18 protein-coding genes, 3 tRNA genes, 3 rRNA genes and 1 pseudogene are annotated in these 23585 nt (G+C 41.7%); 16 read left to right on the forward strand and 9 right to left on the reverse strand.

Annotated elements, in window-relative coordinates:
* Positions 1-401: 401 nt before the first annotated feature.
* From LOC50_RS13815 to LOC50_RS13875, 13 genes are all read left to right on the forward strand, one after another.
* A 16S ribosomal RNA gene (locus LOC50_RS13815) occupies positions 402-1935 on the forward strand.
* Between the two features lie 76 nt (positions 1936-2011).
* Positions 2012-2088, forward strand: a tRNA-Ile gene (locus tag LOC50_RS13820).
* 111 nt (positions 2089-2199) lie between these two features.
* A tRNA-Ala gene (locus LOC50_RS13825) sits at positions 2200-2275 on the forward strand.
* Between the two features lie 282 nt (positions 2276-2557).
* Positions 2558-5444: ribosomal RNA gene (locus LOC50_RS13830) — 23S ribosomal RNA — on the forward strand.
* A gap of 132 nt (positions 5445-5576) precedes the next feature.
* Positions 5577-5691, forward strand: a 5S ribosomal RNA gene (gene rrf, locus LOC50_RS13835).
* The 16S, 23S and 5S rRNA genes sit together here with 2 tRNA genes alongside, the layout of an rRNA operon.
* A gap of 367 nt (positions 5692-6058) precedes the next feature.
* Positions 6059-6991 carry a CHAD domain-containing protein gene (locus tag LOC50_RS13840; RefSeq protein ID WP_250653379.1) on the forward strand — a complete coding sequence of 311 codons (933 nt, stop codon included), beginning with the start codon at positions 6059-6061 and terminating at the stop codon, positions 6989-6991.
* 25 nt (positions 6992-7016) lie between these two features.
* On the forward strand, positions 7017-7916 hold the full coding sequence (locus LOC50_RS13845; RefSeq protein WP_013463678.1) for a DUF350 domain-containing protein: 900 nt from the start codon (positions 7017-7019) through the stop codon (positions 7914-7916).
* Positions 7917-7920: 4 nt separating this feature from the next.
* Complete coding sequence (locus LOC50_RS13850) at positions 7921-9642, forward strand: polyamine aminopropyltransferase (protein ID WP_250653380.1); 1722 nt, start codon at positions 7921-7923, stop codon at positions 9640-9642.
* Positions 9643-9722: 80 nt separating this feature from the next.
* Positions 9723-10136: a YjfI family protein gene (locus LOC50_RS13855; RefSeq protein ID WP_004335098.1), complete on the forward strand. Its 414-nt coding sequence runs from the start codon at positions 9723-9725 to the stop codon at positions 10134-10136.
* Positions 10137-10160: 24 nt separating this feature from the next.
* Entirely contained in the window at positions 10161-10853 is a 693-nt protein-coding gene (locus LOC50_RS13860; protein WP_036980772.1) for a PspA/IM30 family protein, read from the forward strand.
* 71 nt (positions 10854-10924) lie between these two features.
* Positions 10925-11563: a hypothetical protein gene (locus tag LOC50_RS13865; protein ID WP_013463680.1), complete on the forward strand. Its 639-nt coding sequence runs from the start codon at positions 10925-10927 to the stop codon at positions 11561-11563.
* Positions 11560-11880, forward strand: a complete 321-nt coding sequence (locus LOC50_RS13870; RefSeq protein ID WP_008113280.1) for a hypothetical protein — start codon at positions 11560-11562, stop codon at positions 11878-11880. Before LOC50_RS13865 ends, LOC50_RS13870 begins: the two co-directional genes overlap by 4 nt.
* Positions 11881-11944: 64 nt before the next feature.
* Positions 11945-12130, forward strand: coding sequence for a hypothetical protein (locus tag LOC50_RS13875; RefSeq protein WP_008113278.1), 186 nt, complete (start codon positions 11945-11947; stop codon positions 12128-12130).
* A gap of 15 nt (positions 12131-12145) precedes the next feature.
* Here LOC50_RS13875 and LOC50_RS17515 read toward each other — a convergent pair.
* The 4 genes and pseudogenes from LOC50_RS17515 to LOC50_RS13895 form a co-directional block, all read right to left on the reverse strand.
* Positions 12146-12540: pseudogene (locus tag LOC50_RS17515) on the reverse strand (hypothetical protein).
* Between the two features lie 10 nt (positions 12541-12550).
* Positions 12551-13069 (reverse strand): hypothetical protein, encoded by a 519-nt coding sequence (locus tag LOC50_RS13885; RefSeq protein ID WP_175610069.1) that lies wholly within the window; start codon positions 13067-13069, stop codon positions 12551-12553.
* Between the two features lie 107 nt (positions 13070-13176).
* Positions 13177-14556 (reverse strand): class II fumarate hydratase, encoded by a 1380-nt coding sequence (locus tag LOC50_RS13890; RefSeq protein ID WP_250653381.1) that lies wholly within the window; start codon positions 14554-14556, stop codon positions 13177-13179.
* 216 nt (positions 14557-14772) lie between these two features.
* The gene (locus LOC50_RS13895; protein WP_013463685.1) at positions 14773-14958 is read right to left on the reverse strand and encodes a hypothetical protein; all 186 of its coding nucleotides are present in this window, start codon (positions 14956-14958) and stop codon (positions 14773-14775) included.
* Positions 14959-15151: 193 nt separating this feature from the next.
* Here LOC50_RS13895 and LOC50_RS13900 point away from each other — a divergent pair, with 193 nt between their 5' ends.
* Positions 15152-15742: a DUF938 domain-containing protein gene (locus LOC50_RS13900; RefSeq protein ID WP_069438746.1), complete on the forward strand. Its 591-nt coding sequence runs from the start codon at positions 15152-15154 to the stop codon at positions 15740-15742.
* Here the strand turns inward: LOC50_RS13900 and LOC50_RS13905 are convergent.
* The 3 genes from LOC50_RS13905 to LOC50_RS13915 all read right to left on the reverse strand — a co-directional run bounded on the left by LOC50_RS13905 (position 15719) and on the right by LOC50_RS13915 (position 20204).
* Entirely contained in the window at positions 15719-16858 is a 1140-nt protein-coding gene (locus LOC50_RS13905) for a GNAT family N-acetyltransferase (RefSeq protein WP_250653382.1), read from the reverse strand. The genes LOC50_RS13900 and LOC50_RS13905 overlap by 24 nt on opposite strands.
* 91 nt (positions 16859-16949) lie before the next feature.
* Positions 16950-19676 (reverse strand): ATP-binding protein, encoded by a 2727-nt coding sequence (locus LOC50_RS13910; RefSeq protein ID WP_250653383.1) that lies wholly within the window; start codon positions 19674-19676, stop codon positions 16950-16952.
* Positions 19677-19748: 72 nt separating this feature from the next.
* A complete protein-coding gene (locus tag LOC50_RS13915) occupies positions 19749-20204 on the reverse strand; it encodes an Lrp/AsnC family transcriptional regulator (RefSeq protein WP_036980784.1) in 456 nt (151 codons plus the stop codon).
* Positions 20205-20340: 136 nt separating this feature from the next.
* On the opposite strand from LOC50_RS13915, the gene LOC50_RS13920 reads away from it, so the two are divergent.
* Positions 20341-21510: a PrnB family protein gene (locus LOC50_RS13920; RefSeq protein ID WP_138627393.1), complete on the forward strand. Its 1170-nt coding sequence runs from the start codon at positions 20341-20343 to the stop codon at positions 21508-21510.
* Position 21511: 1 nt separating this feature from the next.
* Positions 21512-22636 (forward strand): aminotransferase class V-fold PLP-dependent enzyme, encoded by a 1125-nt coding sequence (locus LOC50_RS13925; RefSeq protein WP_250653384.1) that lies wholly within the window; start codon positions 21512-21514, stop codon positions 22634-22636.
* Here the strand turns inward: LOC50_RS13925 and LOC50_RS13930 are convergent.
* On the reverse strand, positions 22620-23108 hold the full coding sequence (locus tag LOC50_RS13930; RefSeq protein ID WP_028834882.1) for an RNA-binding protein: 489 nt from the start codon (positions 23106-23108) through the stop codon (positions 22620-22622). The two genes, LOC50_RS13925 and LOC50_RS13930, sit on opposite strands and share 17 nt — an antisense overlap.
* A 358-nt stretch (positions 23109-23466) precedes the next feature.
* Positions 23467-23559, reverse strand: a tRNA-Ser gene (locus LOC50_RS13935).
* Positions 23560-23585 lie beyond the last annotated feature (26 nt).

Here is a 23585-nt window from a genome sequence, read left to right on the forward strand (position 1 = left end):
TCCCTATAATGCGACCCCACTGAGACGGGGAACGCCAACGCATAGCGAGGCACGAACTACTCAGAGAGTTAAATAAAACTTAAGTTTAAATCATCGTAAGAAAGTTTAAAATTAAGTGTTGACTCGAAAAATAAAGGATGTATTATACGCATCCCTAGCGACAACGTCGCAACGTTCTTTAACAATATAAAGCAATCATCTGTGTGGGCACTCGTACAGATTGAGTTCTAACAGCCAAGCTTAGTTTACTAAGTGAGGCAAACAAATTTAGAGTCTCAATTGAAACTGAGTGACCAACAGCAATAACTATTTAGGTAGGAATTGCAGCACAGTCAATTCAATATCGAAAGATATTAAATAAATTCAGAATTCATTGAGCTGTCGAAAGACATAAAACTTTTTAATTGAAGAGTTTGATCATGGCTCAGATTGAACGCTGGCGGCAGGCCTAACACATGCAAGTCGAGCGGTAACATTTCTAGCTTGCTAGAAGATGACGAGCGGCGGACGGGTGAGTAATGCTTGGGAACATGCCTTGAGGTGGGGGACAACAGTTGGAAACGACTGCTAATACCGCATAATGTCTACGGACCAAAGGGGGCTTCGGCTCTCGCCTTTAGATTGGCCCAAGTGGGATTAGCTAGTTGGTGAGGTAATGGCTCACCAAGGCGACGATCCCTAGCTGGTTTGAGAGGATGATCAGCCACACTGGGACTGAGACACGGCCCAGACTCCTACGGGAGGCAGCAGTGGGGAATATTGCACAATGGGCGCAAGCCTGATGCAGCCATGCCGCGTGTGTGAAGAAGGCCTTCGGGTTGTAAAGCACTTTCAGTCAGGAGGAAAGGGATGTAGTTAATACCTGCATCCTGTGACGTTACTGACAGAAGAAGCACCGGCTAACTCCGTGCCAGCAGCCGCGGTAATACGGAGGGTGCGAGCGTTAATCGGAATTACTGGGCGTAAAGCGTACGCAGGCGGTTTGTTAAGCGAGATGTGAAAGCCCCGGGCTCAACCTGGGAACTGCATTTCGAACTGGCAAACTAGAGTGTGATAGAGGGTGGTAGAATTTCAGGTGTAGCGGTGAAATGCGTAGAGATCTGAAGGAATACCGATGGCGAAGGCAGCCACCTGGGTCAACACTGACGCTCATGTACGAAAGCGTGGGGAGCAAACAGGATTAGATACCCTGGTAGTCCACGCCGTAAACGATGTCTACTAGAAGCTCGGAACCTCGGTTCTGTTTTTCAAAGCTAACGCATTAAGTAGACCGCCTGGGGAGTACGGCCGCAAGGTTAAAACTCAAATGAATTGACGGGGGCCCGCACAAGCGGTGGAGCATGTGGTTTAATTCGATGCAACGCGAAGAACCTTACCTACACTTGACATACAGAGAACTTACCAGAGATGGTTTGGTGCCTTCGGGAACTCTGATACAGGTGCTGCATGGCTGTCGTCAGCTCGTGTTGTGAGATGTTGGGTTAAGTCCCGCAACGAGCGCAACCCCTATCCTTAGTTGCTAGCAGGTAATGCTGAGAACTCTAAGGAGACTGCCGGTGATAAACCGGAGGAAGGTGGGGACGACGTCAAGTCATCATGGCCCTTACGTGTAGGGCTACACACGTGCTACAATGGCGCATACAGAGTGCTGCGAACTCGCGAGAGTAAGCGAATCACTTAAAGTGCGTCGTAGTCCGGATTGGAGTCTGCAACTCGACTCCATGAAGTCGGAATCGCTAGTAATCGCGTATCAGAATGACGCGGTGAATACGTTCCCGGGCCTTGTACACACCGCCCGTCACACCATGGGAGTGGGTTGCTCCAGAAGTAGATAGTCTAACCCTCGGGAGGACGTTTACCACGGAGTGATTCATGACTGGGGTGAAGTCGTAACAAGGTAGCCCTAGGGGAACCTGGGGCTGGATCACCTCCTTATACGATTTAGAACTTATTTGTTCGTAGTGTCCACACAGATGATTGTTAATTGTAAAGAGAACAACACTTATTGTTTGGGTCTGTAGCTCAGCTGGTTAGAGCGCACCCCTGATAAGGGTGAGGTCGGTAGTTCAAATCTACTCAGACCCACCACTTTGCTCCCATACTACGTTATGGCACGCCTCGTTTAGTGAACTAAACGTCGTTGTACCATGTCTTGTCTGGAAACAAAGTCGGTATACAAACAGTAAGACCAGCATATGTGGGGCTATAGCTCAGCTGGGAGAGCGCCTGCCTTGCACGCAGGAGGTCAGCAGTTCGATCCTGCTTAGCTCCACCACTTTACTTCTTAAAAATAAATATTCTTTTATCGGGTGGCACAATCACCTGAGAATAGAGTGTGTTTAATTTTGAGAAGTTTTTGATTCTCTGCTCTTTAAAAATTTGGAAAAGCTGATAATAAAATTCGTATAAATAACAATGTTATTTGTACAGAGTTTTCAAAAGTAAAAAATGCCATTAATTATTCAATAGAATAGTTAATTGGTATCTACTTTAGTATTCAATATTAACTTCTGGCGAAGTTAAACTGTCACATAACAAAGACCCGTTTGGGTTGTATGGTTAAGTGACTAAGCGTACACGGTGGATGCCTTGGCAGTTGGAGGCGATGAAGGACGTATTAACTTGCGATAAGCCTAGTCAAGCTAGTAAAAAGCGCTTGAGACTAGGATTTCCGAATGGGGAAACCCACCTGCTTGCAGGTATCGTTAACTGAATACATAGGTTAACGAGGCGAACGCGGAGAACTGAAACATCTAAGTACCCGTAGGAAAAGAAATCAACCGAGATTCCGAGAGTAGCGGCGAGCGAAATCGGAACAGCCCTTAAGCTTATTATGTGTTAATGGAAGGCTCTGGAAAGTGCCACGATACAGGGTGATAGTCCCGTACATGAAAACGCATCTTAAGTGAAATCGAGTAGGTCGGAGCACGTGAAACTTTGACTGAATATAGGTGGACCATCATCTAAGGCTAAATACTCCCAACTGACCGATAGTGAACCAGTACCGTGAGGGAAAGGCGAAAAGAACCCCTGTGAGGGGAGTGAAATAGAACCTGAAACCGTGTACGTACAAGCAGTAGGAGCAGACTTGTTCTGTGACTGCGTACCTTTTGTATAATGGGTCAGCGACTTATATTTTGTAGCGAGGTTAACCGATTAGGGTAGCCGTAGGGAAACCGAGTCTTAACTGGGCGAATAGTTGCAAGGTATAGACCCGAAACCCGGTGATCTAGCCATGGGCAGGTTGAAGGTTGAGTAACATCAACTGGAGGACCGAACCCACTAACGTTGAAAAGTTAGGGGATGACCTGTGGTTAGGAGTGAAAGGCTAATCAAACCGGGAGATAGCTGGTTCTCCCCGAAATCTATTTAGGTAGAGCCTCGGACGAATACTTACGGGGGTAGAGCACTGTTAAGGCTAGGGGGTCATCCCGACTTACCAACCCTTTGCAAACTCCGAATACCGTAAAGTACTATCCGGGAGACACACGGCGGGTGCTAACGTCCGTCGTGAAGAGGGAAACAACCCAGACCGCCAGCTAAGGTCCCAAAGTCATAGTTAAGTGGGAAACGATGTGGAAAGGCCCAGACAGCCAGGAGGTTGGCTTAGAAGCAGCCATCCTTTAAAGAAAGCGTAATAGCTCACTGGTCGAGTCGGTCTGCGCGGAAGATGTAACGGGGCTAAACTATGCACCGAAGCTGCGGATTCAAAATTTATTTTGAGTGGTAGGGGAGCGTTCTGTAAGCCGTTGAAGGTGAACCGGGAGGTTTGCTGGAGGTATCAGAAGTGCGAATGCTGACATGAGTAACGATAATGCGGGTGAAAAACCCGCACGCCGGAAGACCAAGGGTTCCTATCCCATGTTAATCAGGGTAGGGTAAGTCGACCCCTAAGGCGAGGCCGAAAGGCGTAGTCGATGGGAAACGGATTAATATTTCCGTACTTGGTATAATTGCGATGGGGGGACGGAGCAGGCTAAGCAAGCATGGCGATGGTAGTCCATGTGAAAGTGTGTAGGCTAGTGACTTAGGTAAATCCGGGTTGCTGTTAGGCTGAGACACGAGACGAGTCACCAAGGTGACGAAGTTGCTGATGCCATACTTCCAGGAAAAGCCTCTAAGCTTCAGATTATACCGAATCGTACCCCAAACCGACACAGGTGGTCAGGTAGAGAATACTAAGGCGCTTGAGAGAACTCGGGTGAAGGAACTAGGCAAAATCGTACCGTAACTTCGGGAGAAGGTACGCTCCTATCTGTGATGAGACTTGCTCTCTAAGCGGACGGGAGCCGCAGTGACCAGGTGGCTGGGACTGTTTATTAAAAACACAGCACTGTGCAAAATCGCAAGATGACGTATACGGTGTGACACCTGCCCGGTGCCGGAAGGTTAATTGATGGGGTTATCTTCGGAGAAGCTCTTGATCGAAGCCCCGGTAAACGGCGGCCGTAACTATAACGGTCCTAAGGTAGCGAAATTCCTTGTCGGGTAAGTTCCGACCTGCACGAATGGTGTAACCATGGCCACGCTGTCTCCACCCGAGACTCAGTGAAATTGAAATCGCAGTGAAGATGCTGTGTACCCGCGGCTAGACGGAAAGACCCCGTGAACCTTTACTACAGCTTGGCACTGAACATTGAACCTACATGTGTAGGATAGGTGGGAGACTTTGAAGATGAGACGCTAGTTTTGTTGGAGTCGTCCTTGAAATACCACCCTTGTAGTTTTGATGTTCTAACGTTGGCCCCTGAATCGGGGTTACGGACAGTGCCTGGTGGGTAGTTTGACTGGGGCGGTCTCCTCCCAAAGAGTAACGGAGGAGCACGAAGGTTGGCTAAGTACGGTCGGACATCGTACGGTTAGTGTAATGGTAGAAGCCAGCTTAACTGCGAGACAGACACGTCGAGCAGGTACGAAAGTAGGTCATAGTGATCCGGTGGTTCTGAATGGAAGGGCCATCGCTCAACGGATAAAAGGTACTCCGGGGATAACAGGCTGATACCGCCCAAGAGTTCATATCGACGGCGGTGTTTGGCACCTCGATGTCGGCTCATCACATCCTGGGGCTGAAGTCGGTCCCAAGGGTATGGCTGTTCGCCATTTAAAGTGGTACGCGAGCTGGGTTTAGAACGTCGTGAGACAGTTCGGTCCCTATCTGCCGTGGGCGTTTGAGAATTGAGAGGGGTTGCTCCTAGTACGAGAGGACCGGAGTGAACGAACCGCTGGTGTTCGGGTTGTCATGCCAATGGCATTGCCCGGTAGCTACGTTCGGAACTGATAAGCGCTGAAAGCATCTAAGCGCGAAGCAGGCCTCGAGATGAGTTCTCACTAGACTTTTAAAGTCTCTGAAGGGCCGTTGAAGACGACAACGTTGATAGGCAAGATGTGGAAGTGGTGTGAGCCATTAAGCTAACTTGTACTAATTACCCGTGAGGCTTAACCATACAACGCCAAACGCGTTTTATGCGACAGTTTAAGCAAGAAGTTAATATAACTAAAGTAGATACTTGAAGACTTTTATTATCAGAATTCCAAATTTTAGTAAGCTCGATTAAATCGAACTTACACCATATTTGCTTGGTGACAATAGCGTTTTGGACCCACCTGACCCCATGCCGAACTCAGTAGTGAAACGAAACAGCGCCGATGATAGTGTAGCATTTGCTATGTGAAAGTAGGACATTACCAGGCTCCAAATAAGAGAAACCCGTTACAGTGATGTAGCGGGTTTTTTTACGTATGCAGGAAAGTGAAAATGCAGGTTCGAGGTGAAAGGTATTAGGTTAAAGGAAGAGAATTGAACAGACCCAATTCCACGACATACTAATGCGCTGTCGCTGCAAAGTAGTATACGTACTCCAAATCCAAGTCAGTGTTAAGCCTAAAGCCCTCAGTTTTGAAGTATTACCATCAGCATTCTCCCTTTACTGATCTCAGTTATTCTCCTTGTACCTTTAAACTAGTCCCTAAATTATCATCTTGTTGCAATTTCATTGTTGGTTTAATAACTGTCCTGTGTAAAACTATCTAGGATAATTTAGTAAATCAGGTGACATGAATGTCGAATATAAAAGCTTGGAAACTTCTCAGCCTGTTTTGTTTGTTTACAGCACTGATTGGTTGTCAATCTAAAGAAGAACAGCTACAACAAACAATTCAAGAGTCCATTAAAAAGGCCGATGTCGAGCTTACTCAGCTTGGTAAAGCACTTGATAATGGTAGTATACGTAATGCGATTATTCTTAAAGAATACAGTCGTATCCTTAAACAACAGCAACCTGAACTCAGTAAGGTTGTTGATGTAGTTAGCCTTGATGCCACACGCCAGGGAGCCCTTTATAGTGGCTTAACCCAACGCCTTGATGATATTAAGGGTAATTACTTAATTCCTCCTTACGAAGACACTTTATACAATATTGATTTATTGCGTGAAGCCGCCAAGCCAACGTTATTTTCTGATGCCTTAACCGATCCTATTAATATGCTTGCGGATATGTCGAATGGTTCTTTGGCACGAGTTGGTGCTATAAGCCAAAAAGCTGAAGGCGAAGGGGTCGGTAACCAAATGGTAGGTAATCCTAACTATGGTAATTGGCAAACGAATAGTAGTGGTATTAGCTTTTGGCAATGGTACGGCATGTACCGTATTTTGGGTGATGTTTTTGACCGAGTTGAATACGGAAGTTGGAGTAAACGCCGTAAGTATAGTTACTACAATGACTATGGTCGTACTCGTTACTCAAGCCCTAAACAAATAAAAGCCCAAAGTGCATTAGAAATACGTACACGACAATCTTACCAACGCCAAGGCAAGCAGTTCACTAGTCCTTATGCGAGTAAAAAAACAGGTGCATCAGGTTTGAGTCGCAGCAGTTATACGCCGCCTAAAAGTCGCAGCAGTTACTCAAGAGCGAGTAGTTATAGCAATAATTCAGGATCGGTTCGTAACAGCAGTAGCAGAACCTCGCGCGGCGTAAGTCGTGGTAAGTAAAGAATAACGTTGGAGTTAGAATAATATGTATGAATTTAATGGAATAACTATGTGGTCTTTGCAAGCACTGTCTGTGGACTTTGCAATTATCATCTTACTATTTGTGAGTTTAAAGTATATTAAAGGTTGGGTATCTAATTTACACGCCAATGACGAAATTACTGAGCGCGATAACTTTGCATTTGGAATAAGCTTTGCCGCTGGTTTAGTCGCACTTGCGATTGTATTAACGGGCGTGAGTAGTGGTGCGTTTGCTGCTACGTTACAAAAAGAAGCTTTGTTAATGCTTGGCTATGGTGCATTAGCAATTCTGCTTATAAAGCTGGGTCACTTTTTTCAAGATAAAGTGGCGCTGCGTAAAGTGAGCTTACATAACGAAATAGTCAAAGGTAACGTTACTGCGTCAATTATTGATTTTGGCCATGTAGTAAGTGTTGCAGTGGTTATCCGCTCTGCACTATTGTGGGTTGCTACTGAAGGTTGGCATGGCATTCCTATTGTTATTGCTGCGTTTGTCATTGGTAGTGTGGTGTTACTTTTAGTAAGCCAATATCGCGTGCAGCTATTTAAGCGTACCAACAAAAGTGGCGACTGCCTACAACAGGCTATTATTGATGGTAATTTAGCAGTAGGTGTTCGTTATGCAGGCTTTTTAATTGGGAGTGCATTAGCCATTACTGCTGCAACAGGCATTGCTCCTTATGCTGCTGACAATATTAATGCGAGTTTACTTTACTGGGCGCTAAGCGCCGTTGTTTGTTTGGTTGCTTTCATTTTACTGCACTTACTGACGATTAAAATCATTCTTGCTGGCTGTAATATTTCAGATGAAGTGAATCGTCAAAAGAATGTGGGTGTTGCCGCTATTTCTGCAGCTGTGTCATTTGCTGTCGGGATCACTATGGCCACACTACTGGGTGCATAATCACGTGTCATCAACTCAAGCTTCCCCAAGTAAATTTAAATTACTTGGGCATGATATTTTACTGATCACTGTTATGGCCGTACTCGCAGGATGCGGCCTTATTTATGAATACTTACTTTCTCATTACGCTGGCCGAGTACTCGGCTCAGTTGAGAGTGCAATTTACGCCATGATAGGCACTATGATTGTAGCTATGGGGATGGGTGCATTTTTAGCGCGTTGGTTTAAAGATGCCTTCACCGCATTTGCTTGGCTAGAGAGTATTATTGCGCTCATAGGTATGGGCTGTATATTAGCCATTGCCAGCATTATTGCCGTGAGTTATTCCCTCCCTCATTTATTATCAAGTATTTTTAATATTCCACCTGACGTCATTCTTAATGGTTACGTGTTTCAAAAGCTGCAAGAGTGGTCTCGCTTTTTACCTTATGTATTTGGCTTAATATTAGGGCTATTTATTGGTATGGAAATACCGCTTATTGCGCGTATTCGCCAGCATATTTATGGACGTTTTTTAGAAAATAACGCCGGCACTATATATGGGGCTGACTATATTGGCGCTGGTATTGGCGCGGCAATTTGGGTGAGTATTATGCTCGCGATGCCAATAATGCAAGCCGCCGCTTGGACAGCGCTATTTAATATTATTGCCGGACTTGCCTTTTTATGGCGTTACCATAGCTATGTACGCTTTGCTAAGTTGTTATTGGTTTGCCATATATTACTGCTGGTGTTATTCGCTTTTATTTTGCAGTTTGGTAGTAGCTGGATGGATAACCTAAGTAACGTACTATACAAAGATAAAGTTATTTACTCTCAGGCGACTAAGTATCAACATGTGGTGCTAACAGAGCGTTTAAGTAAAAATCAGCCTCAGCCAATTACTGATCTATATTTAAATGGTCGTTTGCAGTTCTCAAGCATTGATGAGCAAATATATCACTCAATGCTTGTTTATCCTGCAATGCTCGCATCTAATCGTCATGACCGTGTTTTGATTATTGGTGGCGGTGACGGATTAGCCATGCGTGATGTATTAAAGTGGCCAGTCAAAGAAGTCACACTAATTGATTTAGATGGCCAGCTACTGAATTTATTTGGCCATGAAGACGATAAATTCACACCGCCAGAAGAGATTAAACAGCGGTTGGTAGCACTCAATAATGAATCGATGCATGACCCGCGAGCAAATATTATTGTGGGCGATGCATTTTTAGAAGTCGAAAAGTTACTGGATCAGTCAAAGCAGTTCGATACTATTTTAATTGATTTGCCAGACCCTAATCACCCTGATCTTAATAAGATGTACAGCGATTACTTTTATAATCATGTACGCCAATTATTAGCGCCTGATGGTGCTATGGCGGTACAGTCAACATCGCCTTATCATGCGAAAAAGGCATTTTTAAGTATTGCTAAAACGGTGAAAGCCGCAGGTTTTGATTATGTAGAGCAATATCAGCAAAACATTCCTTCGTTTGGTCAATGGGGATGGACTATTGCGACTAAAATGGGGCAATCACCTAGTGCCCGTATTAGCAATATAACTGATATGCCAGTGCCATCTCGGTGGATTAGTAAAAAATATTTATTAGCGAGTTTTGCATTTCCTAATAACTATTTTGAACAAGTGAACGATATTGAAGTCAATAGGTTAGGTTCTGGTCGCTTATATGATTACTACCGAGCAGCTTGGCAAATAGAAAGTGAATTGTATAAAAATTAATAAAACATGGTTGACATAATATGTCGACCATGCGAATCTTAACTCAGACATAATATGTCATATGACGAAAAGGCAGAGACATGGAATTAAATGAACTTTCAATAAAATTAGCGTCTTTTGAAACCGAGGGTGCTAACTTTGAGTCTTTCTTGATTGCCAATCCAGGTGAGCAAGATGTTTTACAAGTCATTGTTGATGGAAATGACGAGCTTCCAATTTTTGTTACTCAAACACAAGAGCAATTACTATGTATTAGCTACTTGTTTGACGAAGATGAAGTAAAAAGTGAATTACGCAACGAGTTAAACGAAACATTACTGCGTTTAAACGTGCCAATTCCACTGAGTGCATTTGCTAAGATCGATAATAAATACGCGATTTTTGGTGCACTGTCGGTAAATTCATCTCTAGATGATGTTACCCACGAACTAGTGACATTAGCTGATAACGCTATAGATGCACTAGAAGCCGTGACCTTATATTTAAACGATTAGTAGCTAGTTAGTGGAGTTAAGATTATGAGTATTTTAAAAAAATTATTTACAGCAGTACGTGGCGGCGCACGTGAAGCAGGCGAAGCAATTGTTGATGCCAATGGTATTCGTATTTTTGAACAAGAAATTGCCGATGCACAAAATGCACTGAATCGTGCTAAAAAAAGCCTGACAGAAGTAATGGCTAAAGAGATGCAAACTAAGCGTAAAATTAGCGCAGTAGATGCATCAATTGCTGAGCACGAAGCGTATGCAGGTCAAGCCCTTGAAAAAGGGAATGAAGCATTAGCATTAGAAATTGCAGAAAAAATTGGTGACTTTGAAGCTGAGAAAGCCGAACACGAGCAAGTATTAGCGGGCTTTACTAATCACATAGTGACATTGAAGCAGCAAGTTAAAGATGCTGAAAAATCAATTAAAGAAAACCAGCGTCAGCTTACTATGGTTAAAACCACAGAAAGCGTTCAACAAGCGACAATGGCTGTAAATAGCACGCTTAATACTAATAATTCATCAATGACATCGGCGCGTCAGTCGCTTGAGCGTATTAAGCAACGCCAACAAGACCGTACTGATCAATTAGGTGCTGCAAAGTCTCTAGAAGCAGATGTTAATGGCGACGATTTAAAAGCTAAAATGGCTGAAGCAGGTATTGGTGATACGAATCCAAAAAGTGCTGATATTTTAGCGCGCATTAAAGCGAAGCAAAATAGTTAACATTTAGAACCATATCAAAAAGGTAACCGAGTTTCGCTCCGTTACCTTTTTTGCTTACAGAGGCACCTTATATGTTTAATTTTTTCAAATCTAAAAAAAAGCCAGAACGTCAGCTTAATCATGCGAGTGACCTTAAAAAAGGCGACATGTTTACTGTCATTGATTCGTTTGCTTATCCTTCATGGCTTAAAGGTCAAACGTTGCGCGTTATTGATGTGCAAACGTATCAGTACCAACACAGCAGTGATACTGAATTTGTACTTGAAACTAACACTGGCCAAGTGGTGTTTTTACAAATAGAGCAAAATGATGGTGAACAGTGGGCAAACTTCTCTATAAAAATTCAGCGTGATGAAGTTGAAGAGATCTTTGGTCTTGATGAATTTGCGCGTATTTTTGATGAAGAGTCATTAACACATATCACGGTACAAAATACCCCTGAGCGTTTTATGCAATTTTTAGCGAAAAGCTATCAGCAAAGTGAATCGCCTTATGTTTGTTATTTTCATAATAAAGACTTTCGTGGCCAAACGCTGCCTCGCTATGAGCAAGAAGGTGGTGAACCATGCGAAATGATTTGCTTAGCCTCTCCTGATGAAGGGCATAGCGTTAATATAGAGATTTGGGAGGGAGGTGAAACAGAAGTCTCACTGACGTTAACTCGCCCAATTAGCGATATTGTTGATTTGTTTCCTGGAGATGCTCAGTGAGTGATGCTAAAGACAAGTGGTTGCGCCAAGAGCAAGCTGTGCGCGCCACGCAAATGGCATTTGATTTGAGTAGTGAGGTACAAAAGTCGATAAAAAAACAAGCTATCGATCAAGAGCTCACTCCCTCAGATATGATCCGTAAAATTTTAGGTCTTGATGTAAAGTCTAAAAAAACACGGCAACGACTATCGTTTAATTTAAATGATGACGAAATAGCGCAATTGGCTAGCCGGTTTGAAGTGGCAGTAGATGATAAAAGAGCGGTAAAGCAACAGGTAGCAGAGTTACTCATTGAGCATACAAAAAAGACTAAGTAACCCTTTTGCCTTCTTTATGTAAAATACTTACACTGGGGCTATTATTTTCTAAAAAAGTGCCGCTGTGAATATCTTATTGATTGCCTACTTACTCATGTTTGCTTTATTTGGCACGGCGGCAAGCTACTTCGTGCGTTTTATATATGCTTACTGGGTACAGAAAAAAATGCCACTGGAATACATTTTTAAGGCAGGTGTGTGTATTTTCATGGTGGTGGTTATTTCGGTGTTAATACCACTATTAGATTAACACCGAAACGAACTGCTACTGGTAGTTAACTGTTTTACATTGATTATCAATACATAAAGAGTGGACTTCTAACACTGGTGAACAGTCTTTGAACTCAAGCATTGCATTATCTAGTTGTTCTTGCTCAGTGATTTTTTGCGCTAATTGCTCTGCTTGTTCTTGAGAGTGATTTAATGTTGAGTACACAACATACTTACTCGGCCCCCCACAGACACGCGAGCAAACACCTAACATTGATAGCTGGCTGTACAGCTTTTATTACTTGTAAGCTCATTAAGTTGAGTATTTAAAACAGATTCACTCGCGTTTTGAGCTTTGCTTGATGTTAGTGCACTACTGCAACTGCTAAGCAGCATAGTCATAACAACACAGGTAGCTGATAGCTTAATTACGGATGACAAACAACTCATAATCTAATCCTTAAAATACACTTACCGCAGAGCCTTCAAGTTTAACACATTTATTTTCAACACACTGAGTGCTTGGCGCAGTTAAATGTTGGCAAATACTCATCATGCCTTTTTGCACATTATAGGTACTTTCTAATTGAGTGATAGTATCGCTTAGGGCTGAAACCTGCTCTTGGGGTGCGCTTTGTGTAGAGTACACAATGTAATCACTTGGTCCACCACAGGCACGGCTACCAACAGCACTGACTTTACACTGTGAACTAGTTGAACATTGTTTATCTGCTATGAGGTTATTTAATTTATTTTTTGCTGTTTTAATATCATCAAGCGACACTTCCTTTGCAGCATCAACCGGTAGTTGCTGTGCTATTTTATTTTCTCTATTCGCTTGTGGTAGTTTTTGTTGTGGTATCGGCGTAGACGTGTTTTCTACCGTATTGGTTTTAGTTTGCTCAGTTTCATTTGAGGTGCTTTCTAAGCAAGCTGTTAAGCAAAGCGGTAGTAGTAGAGCGAGTAATGGAGTACGCATAATCGTTCCTGATAGTGATGAATTATTCATCACTATCATACACGGTGCATTTATTACGGCAATAAAAACTCTACTATCAATATATTAAAGCGCCATTAATGGCGTTTTTACATTAACCCACCTTGGGTTAATTTAGCTGGATTCAGTAATGCCTCTAATTCTGAGCGAGATAGGTCTGTCTCTTGCTCGGCGATATCAATAATTGGCTTTGCTTGCTGGTAAGCTTGTTTGGCAATTTTTGCTGCTTTTTCATAGCCAATAACTGGGTTGAGTGCAGTAACTAAAATAGGATTTTTAGTCAGCGCTTTATCAATCTGTGCTTGATTAACTTTAAAGCTAGTTATGGCTTTATCCGCTAGTGCTTGCGCACTGTTAGCAAGTATCTCTGTACTTTGCAGGATATTATAAGCAATCACGGGTAGCATTACGTTAAGCTCAAAGTTGCCAGCTTGGCCTGCTACGGTAATTGTGGCGTCGTTACCGATGACTTGCGCACTAGCCATTGCAGCGGCTTCTGGGATCACCGGGTTCACTTTGCCAGGCATAATGGATGAACCAGGCTGCAATGCTTCAAGCTCTATTTCACCAAGTCCCGCAAGCGGCCCTGAATTCATCCAACGTAGATCGTTGGCTATTTTCATTTGCGCAACGGCATAGACTTTCAGCTGCCCTGATAAAGCCACAATGGCATCTTGCGATCCAATATTATAAAAAAAGTTATCACTGGGGATAAAGTTAATCCCTACTGTTTCACTTAGCTGTTTGGCAAATAGAGCGGCAAATTGTGGGTCGGCATTAATACCTGTGCCGACCGCTGTTCCCCCCTGGGCCAGTTCACAAACACGTATTAGTGCATGCTCAATACCGCTGGCTGCGTGCTTTACCTGCGATTGCCATGCGCTGAGTGTTTGCTCAAAGGTCACTGGCATTGCATCCATTAAATGAGTGCGCCCAGTTTTAACTATATGACCGATGTCTGCTTTTTTTTGCTCTAAGGCGCCGGCTAAGTTTGCTAGTGCTGGCAGTAATTTTTTATCAACACTGATAGCACTGCTTAAGGCGATTGCAGTGGGAATAACATCATTCGAGCTTTGTCCCATATTCACATCGTCGTTAGGGTGAATAGGTTGATTAGCATGTTTTGAAGCCAAACTTGCAATAACTTCGTTGGCATTCATATTTGAGCTGGTACCTGATCCCGTTTGAAAAATATCAACGGGGAAATGCTCATAATGCTGACCATCAATAATTTCTTGGCAGGCATGCTCGATTGCATTTGCTTTTGTTTTATCTAAATGGCCCAGCTTTAAATTGGTTAATGCTGCGGCTTGTTTTATATACGCTAAAGCAATAATAAATTGCTGTGGCATGGTGAGGTTGCTAATCGTAAAGTTATTAATGGCGCGTTGGGTTTGTGCTTTATAAAGTGCGTTAACGGGTACGTCGAGTGTGCCCATGCTATCTGATTCTGTTCTAAAGTTACTCATTAGTACTCCTAAAAAAGAGAATATATGACATTAAACTACGCTATAAAAAAAGATATGGTGCTGTTATTGCTATTTACAACGGTATAGCTAAAAAGTAGAGGGCGTCAAGGCAAGTTAACAAGTGGGATTAAAACTAAAAAGTCGACTTAAACGGATTTTAAGTCGACTTAAATAATGTATTTATATAAACAGCCAGTTATAAGGCTAAACAGAACTTTAATTGTAGCCAAGAATAAATATTTGGTCTGTTTCATGTTTGTTTTGTGCCTTTTGAGTATGTTTTACATGAGAAAGTAAGTCGATAACCGTTGCTCTACAATCTGTTTCATGACTCGTTTTATCTAAGCTTTTATCGGTAATTGCCATTACAGCGTCTACGGCGGTATAGGGTGAAATATACATAATGTTATCCTTTTGTCGTTTAGTACTCATTAAGTGAGTAATTTAATAAAAGCATATAGCGTACCAGCTCGGTAAATATAATTTAACATATTGAAATTAAAGTTATTTTATTATTTTGGTCAATTTACTCACGACAGAATAGTTGAAATTTGTTTTACTATTGTGCATTCATTTGCAATTTAGGTGCATCAGTATGACCAAACCGTTTTCACAAGCCTGCGAAAATAATAAAAATCATATACTTAAGGCTTTGCAGCCTGCATTGCAAAATGCAGCATCAGTACTTGAGATAGGCTCGGGGACGGGTCAGCATAGCGTTTTCTTTGCCAAAAAATTGCCACATTTACAATGGTATACCAGTGATCGAGAGGTTAATCATCAAGGAATAAAGTTATGGCATGATGAGGTGCAACTGGCAAACTTGCATCCGCCTTTATTGCTTGATTTAAACGATCCTTGGCCAGTAAATAAAGTGGATGCGATATATACTGCTAACACTTTTCACATAGTGAGCTGGGAGTTAATTACGCGTTTTTTTGCTGGAGTAAATCAGCACTTAAACCAGCAAGGGGTGGTGTGTGTATATGGCCCTTTCAAATATAAAGGGGAGTTTACCAGCCCCAGTAATGATGAATTTAATAGTTTATTGCAAAGTCGCGATCCGCTTAGTGGTATTCGTGATTTCGAAGCGGTTGAGCAACTTGCAGTGCAATCTGGGCTTAAGTTACTTAGCGATACTGCGATGCCTGCAAATAATCAGTTACTCATTTTTAAACGGCAATAAAGTGCTGCATTGTTGTTTATAAATATCGATATGTTGGCGTTCGCGTTTTAAGTAATCTGCAATAGCATGATTAAAATCGGGGTGAATAATATGATGAGCAGAATAAGTAGTGATGGGTTGAAAGCCGCGTGCTATTTTATGCTCACCCTGAGCACCGGCATTAAAACAGTGAATATTATGCTTAATCGCATATTCAATTCCTTGGTAGTAACACAGCTCAAAGTGAAGAGAATCAACCTCTTCGCTTGCTCCCCAATAACGCCCATAAAGGGTATTGTCACCAATTAAACTTAATGTGGCGGCAATCACTTTATGGTCTTTTTTGGCTAGCATAATGAGCAATTTTTCAGCCATTAAGGCGTGTAGCAAGCTAAAAAAATCGCTGTTTAAGTAGCCTAAATGGCCTGAACGTTTTAAATAAGTACGTTGATAAAACTCACAAAAAAGCTGCATCACTGTTGTGGTGATTTGCTCACCTTGCAGCCATTCAATGGTGATATTTTGCTGTGATATTTTAGCGCGTTCTTTTTTTACTGCTTTGCGCTTACGGGCATTAAAGGTTTTTAAAAAATCGTCAAAATCTTTAAAGCTATTATTAAACCACTGAAACTGTACCCCGGTTCTCAGCATGGCACCTGCATCATTTAGCTGTGAGGCTTGTGCTTTATCGCAAAAGTTTACATGCCAGCCTGACCAGGCTTGTTTTGCGCAGTGGGTATTAAGTTGCTTTGTTATATACTCATACACTAACTTTGGATTGCTATGCATAATACGTATTCTTTGACCCTCAATCGGACTAAAGGGAATACAGCACAGCCATTTAGGGTAATAATCTAAGCCATTTTTTTCATAAGCTTCAGCCCATGCCCAGTCAAATACATATTCACCGTAGGAGTGCGCTTTTAAGTAGCCAGGGGCAAGGGCAACTAGTTTATCGTCTTCATAAACGGCTAAGTGGTGAGGCTGCCAACCTGTTTTTGCGCTTACACATTGGCTTTGCTCAAGTGCATATAAAAAAGCGTGTTGAGTAAAAGGGTCATTACCAAAAAAATAATGCCATTGTGTTGCGTCAATTTGGTTGATGCTATTAAACCATTGATGTGAAAAGTGGCTCATAATGCTTTGCCTACTATTTTTTAAGTGGGTTGCTGATTAATTTTGGTAATAGTGCGACAGCCATATTTGGTTTTCTATTTTCGATAAATCTTTATGGTTTATCTGGCGCAATATATTGAGATAGGCACTGTATGAGCTTATCGAGTTCGAGAGGTTTTGCAAGATGTTCGTTAAAACCAATTGCTAAGGCATTGGCTTTATCTTCAGGCATTACATCAGCAGTTAAGGCAATAATTGGTAATTGCTCAGTACTTTTCATTTGACGTATCAAGGCGGTGGCTTGGTAACCGTCCATAATCGGCATCTGGCAATCCATTAATACTAAATCGAAGTCATTTACTTTAACTTGTTCTACTGCTAATTCGCCATTTTCTACTAGTGATGGTGTAATCCCTAAAGAGCTAAGCATTGCTTTTATGACTAATTGATTGACGCTGTTATCTTCTGCAACCAGTATTTTTAGTTTACTTAAATTAACATGCTGGTGTGTGTGCTTTGACGTTACTTGTTGTGCTGCACATGTATTTAACTCGACAGACAGAGTAAAAGTAGAGCCCTTACCTGGCTCGCTTTGTACGCTGATATCTCCAGACATTAATAAGCTAAGTTCTTTTGCGATTGCTAAACCAAGCCCTGTCCCACCAAATTTACGTGATGTTGAGCTATCAGCTTGGGTGAACGCATCAAATAACTTACTTTGCTCTGATAGCGCAATACCGATGCCCGAGTCCTTAATAGTCAAGGTAATTTGACGACGTCTATTGGTGATCTCCTTGCTGTATGCGCTAACACTTACTTCACCTTCATGGGTAAACTTAATGGCGTTACTACATAGGTTTAATAAAATTTGCTCAATTCGCATAACATCACCTTCAAACCAAATGTCGGTTGGTAATTGGTTATCAACTTTCCAGAGAATGCCTTTTTGTTCTGCGCTTTGCTCGAACATACTACTGATCCGAGCAAGAAGCGCATTCAAATCAAAAGGAGCGACTTCTAAGGTGAGCTTTTGTGATTCAATTTTAGAGATATCGAGTACATCATTTATTAAACTTAACAATGATTTAGACGCTAAATTAATTTTATTTAAATAATCAGAAAGAATTTCAGGACTATCTTCATTTTTAGCTAGAGTGGAAAAGCCAATCACGGCATTAAGCGGAGTGCGAATTTCATGACTCATATTTGCTAAAAATCGGCTTTTAGCTTGATTTGCTAAATCAGATTGTTTTTTAGCCTTAACCAGCGAGCGTGTACGCTCTGCTACCAAGCGTGAGAGTGCAAGGTGCTGGTTATTAAACAGCAGTAATATCAGTAAAATGAGTGAGCTTACAATGACCTGTAAAATAAGCAAAAAGAGTGTCATGTTATTAGTTTGATGCGGTAGAAATTCATCTTTAATGGTTAAATCAACGAACCATGTTTGCCCTGCAAAATCAATTTTGATAGTTGTAAGCTTATTGCTTTTGGTTGGAATATTTTCGGCATTTGAATAAAACGGATTGATAGCATTGGCTTCATAAATAGCGATATTAAACATTTTATTTTGTGCTTGCGTAAGCGACTGAGCAAGTATGTTTTTTACTAAAAATACACCTGTTGCGTAACCTTTAATTGAGGCAACCTCATTATTTTGTTGATACACGGGAGCAAATAATAAATACGCGGGTTCAGATTGCTGTGTTTGAACTAATTGAATTATTTTAGTCCCTATCGGGCGAATTTTGATACGTGGGTCGAGCAAAGTTTCACGGCGATCTTTTCGAGAATTAAGATTAAAACCTATCGCTGATTGGTTTTCTGCAAAAGGGGCAATATAGGTAATAACCACCAATGGGTCATTGTTTGATAATGGTGCCCCTTTAATGCTTGGATCAAAGTTGTATGCGTTATAAATTTCATTAAGCTGTTTGTTAAAGTCACTGACCTGAGCGGGATCAATTTTACGATTCCATGAAAATGCTTTAATAAATGAATGCTCAGCCAATAGTTGGGCACTGTAGCTATTAAACTCTTGCCTGCTTAAAGTTGGCGTTGATTGTATTTGGCTTGCAAGGCTTTGTACGGTTATTTGGCTGAGGTTTAAATTGCTCAGCAAACTGTTTTCAATAATAGATGTTTCGCGCTTGGCAATTTGTATTGAATTTGAATAAGTCTCTTGGTTATATAGCTTAGTGGTTAAGGCTACTGAGATGAATAATACCGAGCATACTGCGATAGTAGGTAATGGGGTAACATCATGGCGTTTAAATTTAGGTTGTAATAACGCTAATAAAAAGGGGGTTGCGATCAGCACGCCTAGAGAATCACCAAGCCACCAAAAAGTAACATTTCTCCAATGATTATCAATGCTGTGAGCAGGGTTAAACTGACTTAAAGCATAGACGCCAATATTGGCCGATATTAGGCTAACAACAATACCAACGATAAAAATAAAATATATTATTGATTGGCGTTTCTTTAAGAACAGCGGATGACCTAGCCAGTATTTTAAAATAGCTGCGCCAATCATCCCTTGCAGCACAGCGCCAAAGCCGATTAGTAACACCTGCTCTAATGTATTGCCAATTAAAACTTGATCAGAGATAACGTTATCACTGGTACTTAAATTAAAGGAGACAGAGGCAATAAATAATGCAGGGATAAAGCGCCACCACCAGATAAAACAGCCAACTAGGGCAATACCTGCAGGGAGCCAGATAGGGATGACTTGTGATTGAAAGGCAAAATTAGTTAATAAATTACCAGTTATAAAGTAAGCAACCGCAAACGATATGTAAAAAACAAAAGAATTGGATGTTGAACCAAAAATCTTCACATGCATCCTTGTTAAATATTATTTTTATAATGATATTTTAGTATAGCGAATCGACAGTAAATAGTATTATTTTTAAAGTGGTAGCTGCTTTTTACTAAATGATTGTTTGAGTACTACCGTTGACTCTATATTGGCGATGCAGCTTAAGCTCCCCAGCTGGTGCTTTACAAACTGCTCATAGCTTTCTAAATCCTGAGAAATAATTTTCAGTAAATAATCGTGGCTACCTGAGATCACAGAGCACTCAAGTACATGGGGAAGTTTTTCTACATGCAGCTCAAATTGCTGTGCCGCACTCACCGAGTTTTGACTTAGTCGCACGAAAGCATAAACCAGCACATTAAGGTTGAGCGACTTAGGGTTAATTGCAGCGTGATAGCCCGTAATTACATGTTCCTGCTCAAGCTTTTTGATACGCCTAAGAGTAGGGGTGTCTGATAGGTTAATGGTATTGGCTAATTCAGAAACCGACATGCGGGCATGCGATTGTAAGGCAACCAGTAACTGCTGATCTTTTTTATCTAACATGACTATGAGATCTTATTAATTATTTTAATGTTGGTAGTGATTATTGCTAACTAAAGGTGTTTTTACTATTTTTTTTGACGTTTTACCCTCAGGGGTTTTTGTTAGCATTAAGACATAATAATAACAGGATGTAGTCATGAGTTCTTACACAGCTAAATTTGATAATTGGATTAGGTCTGAGTTTGTTGCCCTAAACTCTCAATTAGAGGAGTTGTATTGGCAGCAAGCAGATAAGGCTAATGTTGAGGGGGTTGGTGATAGCTTAAAGCTGGCACTAAAGGAGCAAGGTAATGCGTTGATCAGCGACTTATTAGCCGAAGGTAATACCGACGAAGGATTTGATAGCGCATTTGATTTACTTGGTAATGTGGGCTTGTTCATGGCCGCTTGTCGCAGGCATGAGATCACAGAGCCGAGCAGAGAAACAACCTCACCATTAGTTGAAGCATCGGCGCTTGCTATGCATATTGGTGCTTCTATTGGAGTAACCCCTCGTTTTGCTACTGCGCATCTAACTACGCATAATAAAGCCATTAATGGCACCTATAAACGGTTTACAAATCTTGATGATGAAGCCCTTTTTTTAGATTACAACACCCAAGGTATTTTAGCGTATAAACGTGCGAGTGATGCTTTATTAAAAATACTGCCATTAGGCATTTCACACCCTGTCACGGCTGAACTACTTGAGGTGGTTAAAACGGCATTAATGGATGTAATAGCGTCGAATAACGCCTTATACACTCAGCTAGACACCGAACGTTTTTTTAATTGTGTACGCCCATATTACAAGCCTTACAGGGTAGGTAAAGAGGTTTACCGTGGTGCAAATGCGGGAGACTTTGCCGGTATTAATGTTATTGATATGCTGCTAGGGCTTTGCAGTGCCAATGAGCCGAGTTACTCGCAAATGCTGGTGGATAAATTTTTATATATGATGCCAGAGGATCAACAAATACTTCGTGAAGCCATGCGTATGCAAAGCCTAATGGATGATTTTTTAGAGGCCGAACAATATAAAAATACAAAGTGGTTTCAAAAGCACGGCAAACTATTTATTCAAGTGTGTAAATTACATGGCGACACCGCTATCGGTCATCATAATCAGTTGGTGGAAAAGTTTATTGCTCAGCCATCACAGCACATGCAACAACAGCATATGAGTAAAGTCACTGCCAGTGGACCTCCTCTACCGGTACTGCTTGATTCATTAGCTAAGTTAAGAGATAGGCGTGCCGCGGCAAAGCGTGACGACATAAATACGCGCTTTGATGATTTAAACACGCTAAAACAGTGGATTAATTAATATGGCTAAAAATGATTTTTGTATGCCACAGGGTTGTTATTTACTAAGCCACTCTGTTGGCCGCCCATTAAAAACGAGCTTAGAAAATGCCACTGAACATTTTTTTACTCCTTGGCAAGAAAGTGTAAAAGAGCCATGGCAACAGTGGTTACCCGCCATTGAAAGATTTACTGAGGCATTAGGGCAGTTGTTTAATGCGCCTAGTGAGCAATTTTGTCCTCAGGTTAATTTATCCAGTGGTTTAACTAAATTGGTTATGTCACACCCCGTATTTAATAAACCACAGTGTACGGTATTAATGGCACAGGCTGACTTTCCCAGTATGGGGTTTGTAATGCAAAAAGCATTGCCTGAATGTGCAAAAATACGCTACATCCCTGAGCATGAAGACTTGAGTGATAGACAGGTATGGCAGCGATATTTAACTCCAGAGATTGATGGTGTGTTTGTCAGCCATGTTTATTCTAATACGGGTGTACAAGCTCCCATAAACGATATTGTGGCGCTGAGTAAAGTCACGAATACACTCTCAATAATTGATGTGGCGCAATCGGCAGGGGTTATTCCTATAGACCTAACGGCGTTAAATGCCGACTTTATGATTGGTTCAAGTGTGAAGTGGCTATGCGGAGGGCCAGGAGCTGCTTATTTATGGGTAAATCCAAAGCAAATAACACAATGTGAACCAAAAGATGTTGGCTGGTTTTCACATCAAAACCCATTCGAGTTTGATATTGCGCATTTTCAATATAACGCTAAAACACTAAGGTTTTGGGGCGGTACGCCCTCGGTACTTCCTTATATTATTGCCGCTCATAGTATTGAATATATTGTTGAATTTGGCGTTGAACAAGTGAGATCGCACAACTTGATGTTACTTGAGTTAATTCAGCAGCTATTGGGCGCTTTTTTAATGTCACCTAGCGCTAAAGAGCAATGTAGTGGCACCGCTATTTTGCAGTTTTCTGAGCATCAGCAAAGTGTATTAACGGCATTAGAGGCTGCAAAAATAAGTGTTGATGTGCGTAAACTCGGCATCCGTGTTTCACCTCACATATATAATACAAAGTCAGAGATACAAACATTTATTGATCTTGTGAAGCACATACTTAAGGTTGCTGACTAAGCTGCTGTTTTTTTTGAGTGAGTGCTTCTATTTGTTGTTGTGCTTGCTTGATTTGTGGGTCAAATCGCTGCTTAAGTGCCGCCGTTTCAGTGGTAATGGCATTCGCAATTGAGCTGGCCCCTAAGCGATTTGCTTTATCTTGGGTCATGTAATCGATTTGCTGTTTTTTTTGTGCGTATTCTTGTTGGTATTGTTTAATCTTAAGCTCAAGCTGCACAATATCACGCTCTATTTGTTGCACCGCTAGATAATCGTCAACAGAAGTATCGGCAACTGGTGTGTTCTCAGATTGTGGCGTATTTGTTTGCATGATGTTGACGTTTCTAAGCGTGATCACTTGAGCGTCTTCAGCGCAAGGAGTTTGACTAAAAGTAGGCACTCCTTTAATGGTGCATTTATAAACCGTCACTTCATTTGCCATGCTAACAGCACAGGCACCCAAACAATACAGTAGTAATATTAGCTTCGCCATGGTTAAACCTAAGCTGGTTTAAAGTACCATTTATAATGCACTAAGTTGTGACACCATACAATTTGTTTAATTTATTAGCATACGCTTGCGACTGCGTTATAAAAAGTGCAAATTAATAGAGGCTATTAAAATTTAGGCACAAAAAACCACAATTAAGTGGCTTGTAATCAGTAATGGTGGAGAGGGAGGGATAGACTTGCTTACAGCCCTGTAATCAATCGCTACGCGACGCTTGCAGCGGCCTAAACTGTTCCAGACACTTTATCGAACCCAGTCGAGGGCTCTCACCCTCCCAATTAGCAGCAAAGCTTATTTTTGGGCACAAAAAAACCACAATTAAGTGGCTTGTAATCAGTAATGGTGGAGAGGGAGGGATTCGAACCCTCGATAGAGCTACAAACTCTATACTCCCTTAGCAGGGGAGCTCCTTCGGCCACTCGGACACCTCTCCGACGCATTATTTAGCGTGTTATCAAT

The organism is Pseudoalteromonas sp. SCSIO 43095 (genome assembly GCF_023650455.1).
Taxonomy (GTDB): domain Bacteria; phylum Pseudomonadota; class Gammaproteobacteria; order Enterobacterales; family Alteromonadaceae; genus Pseudoalteromonas; species Pseudoalteromonas tetraodonis.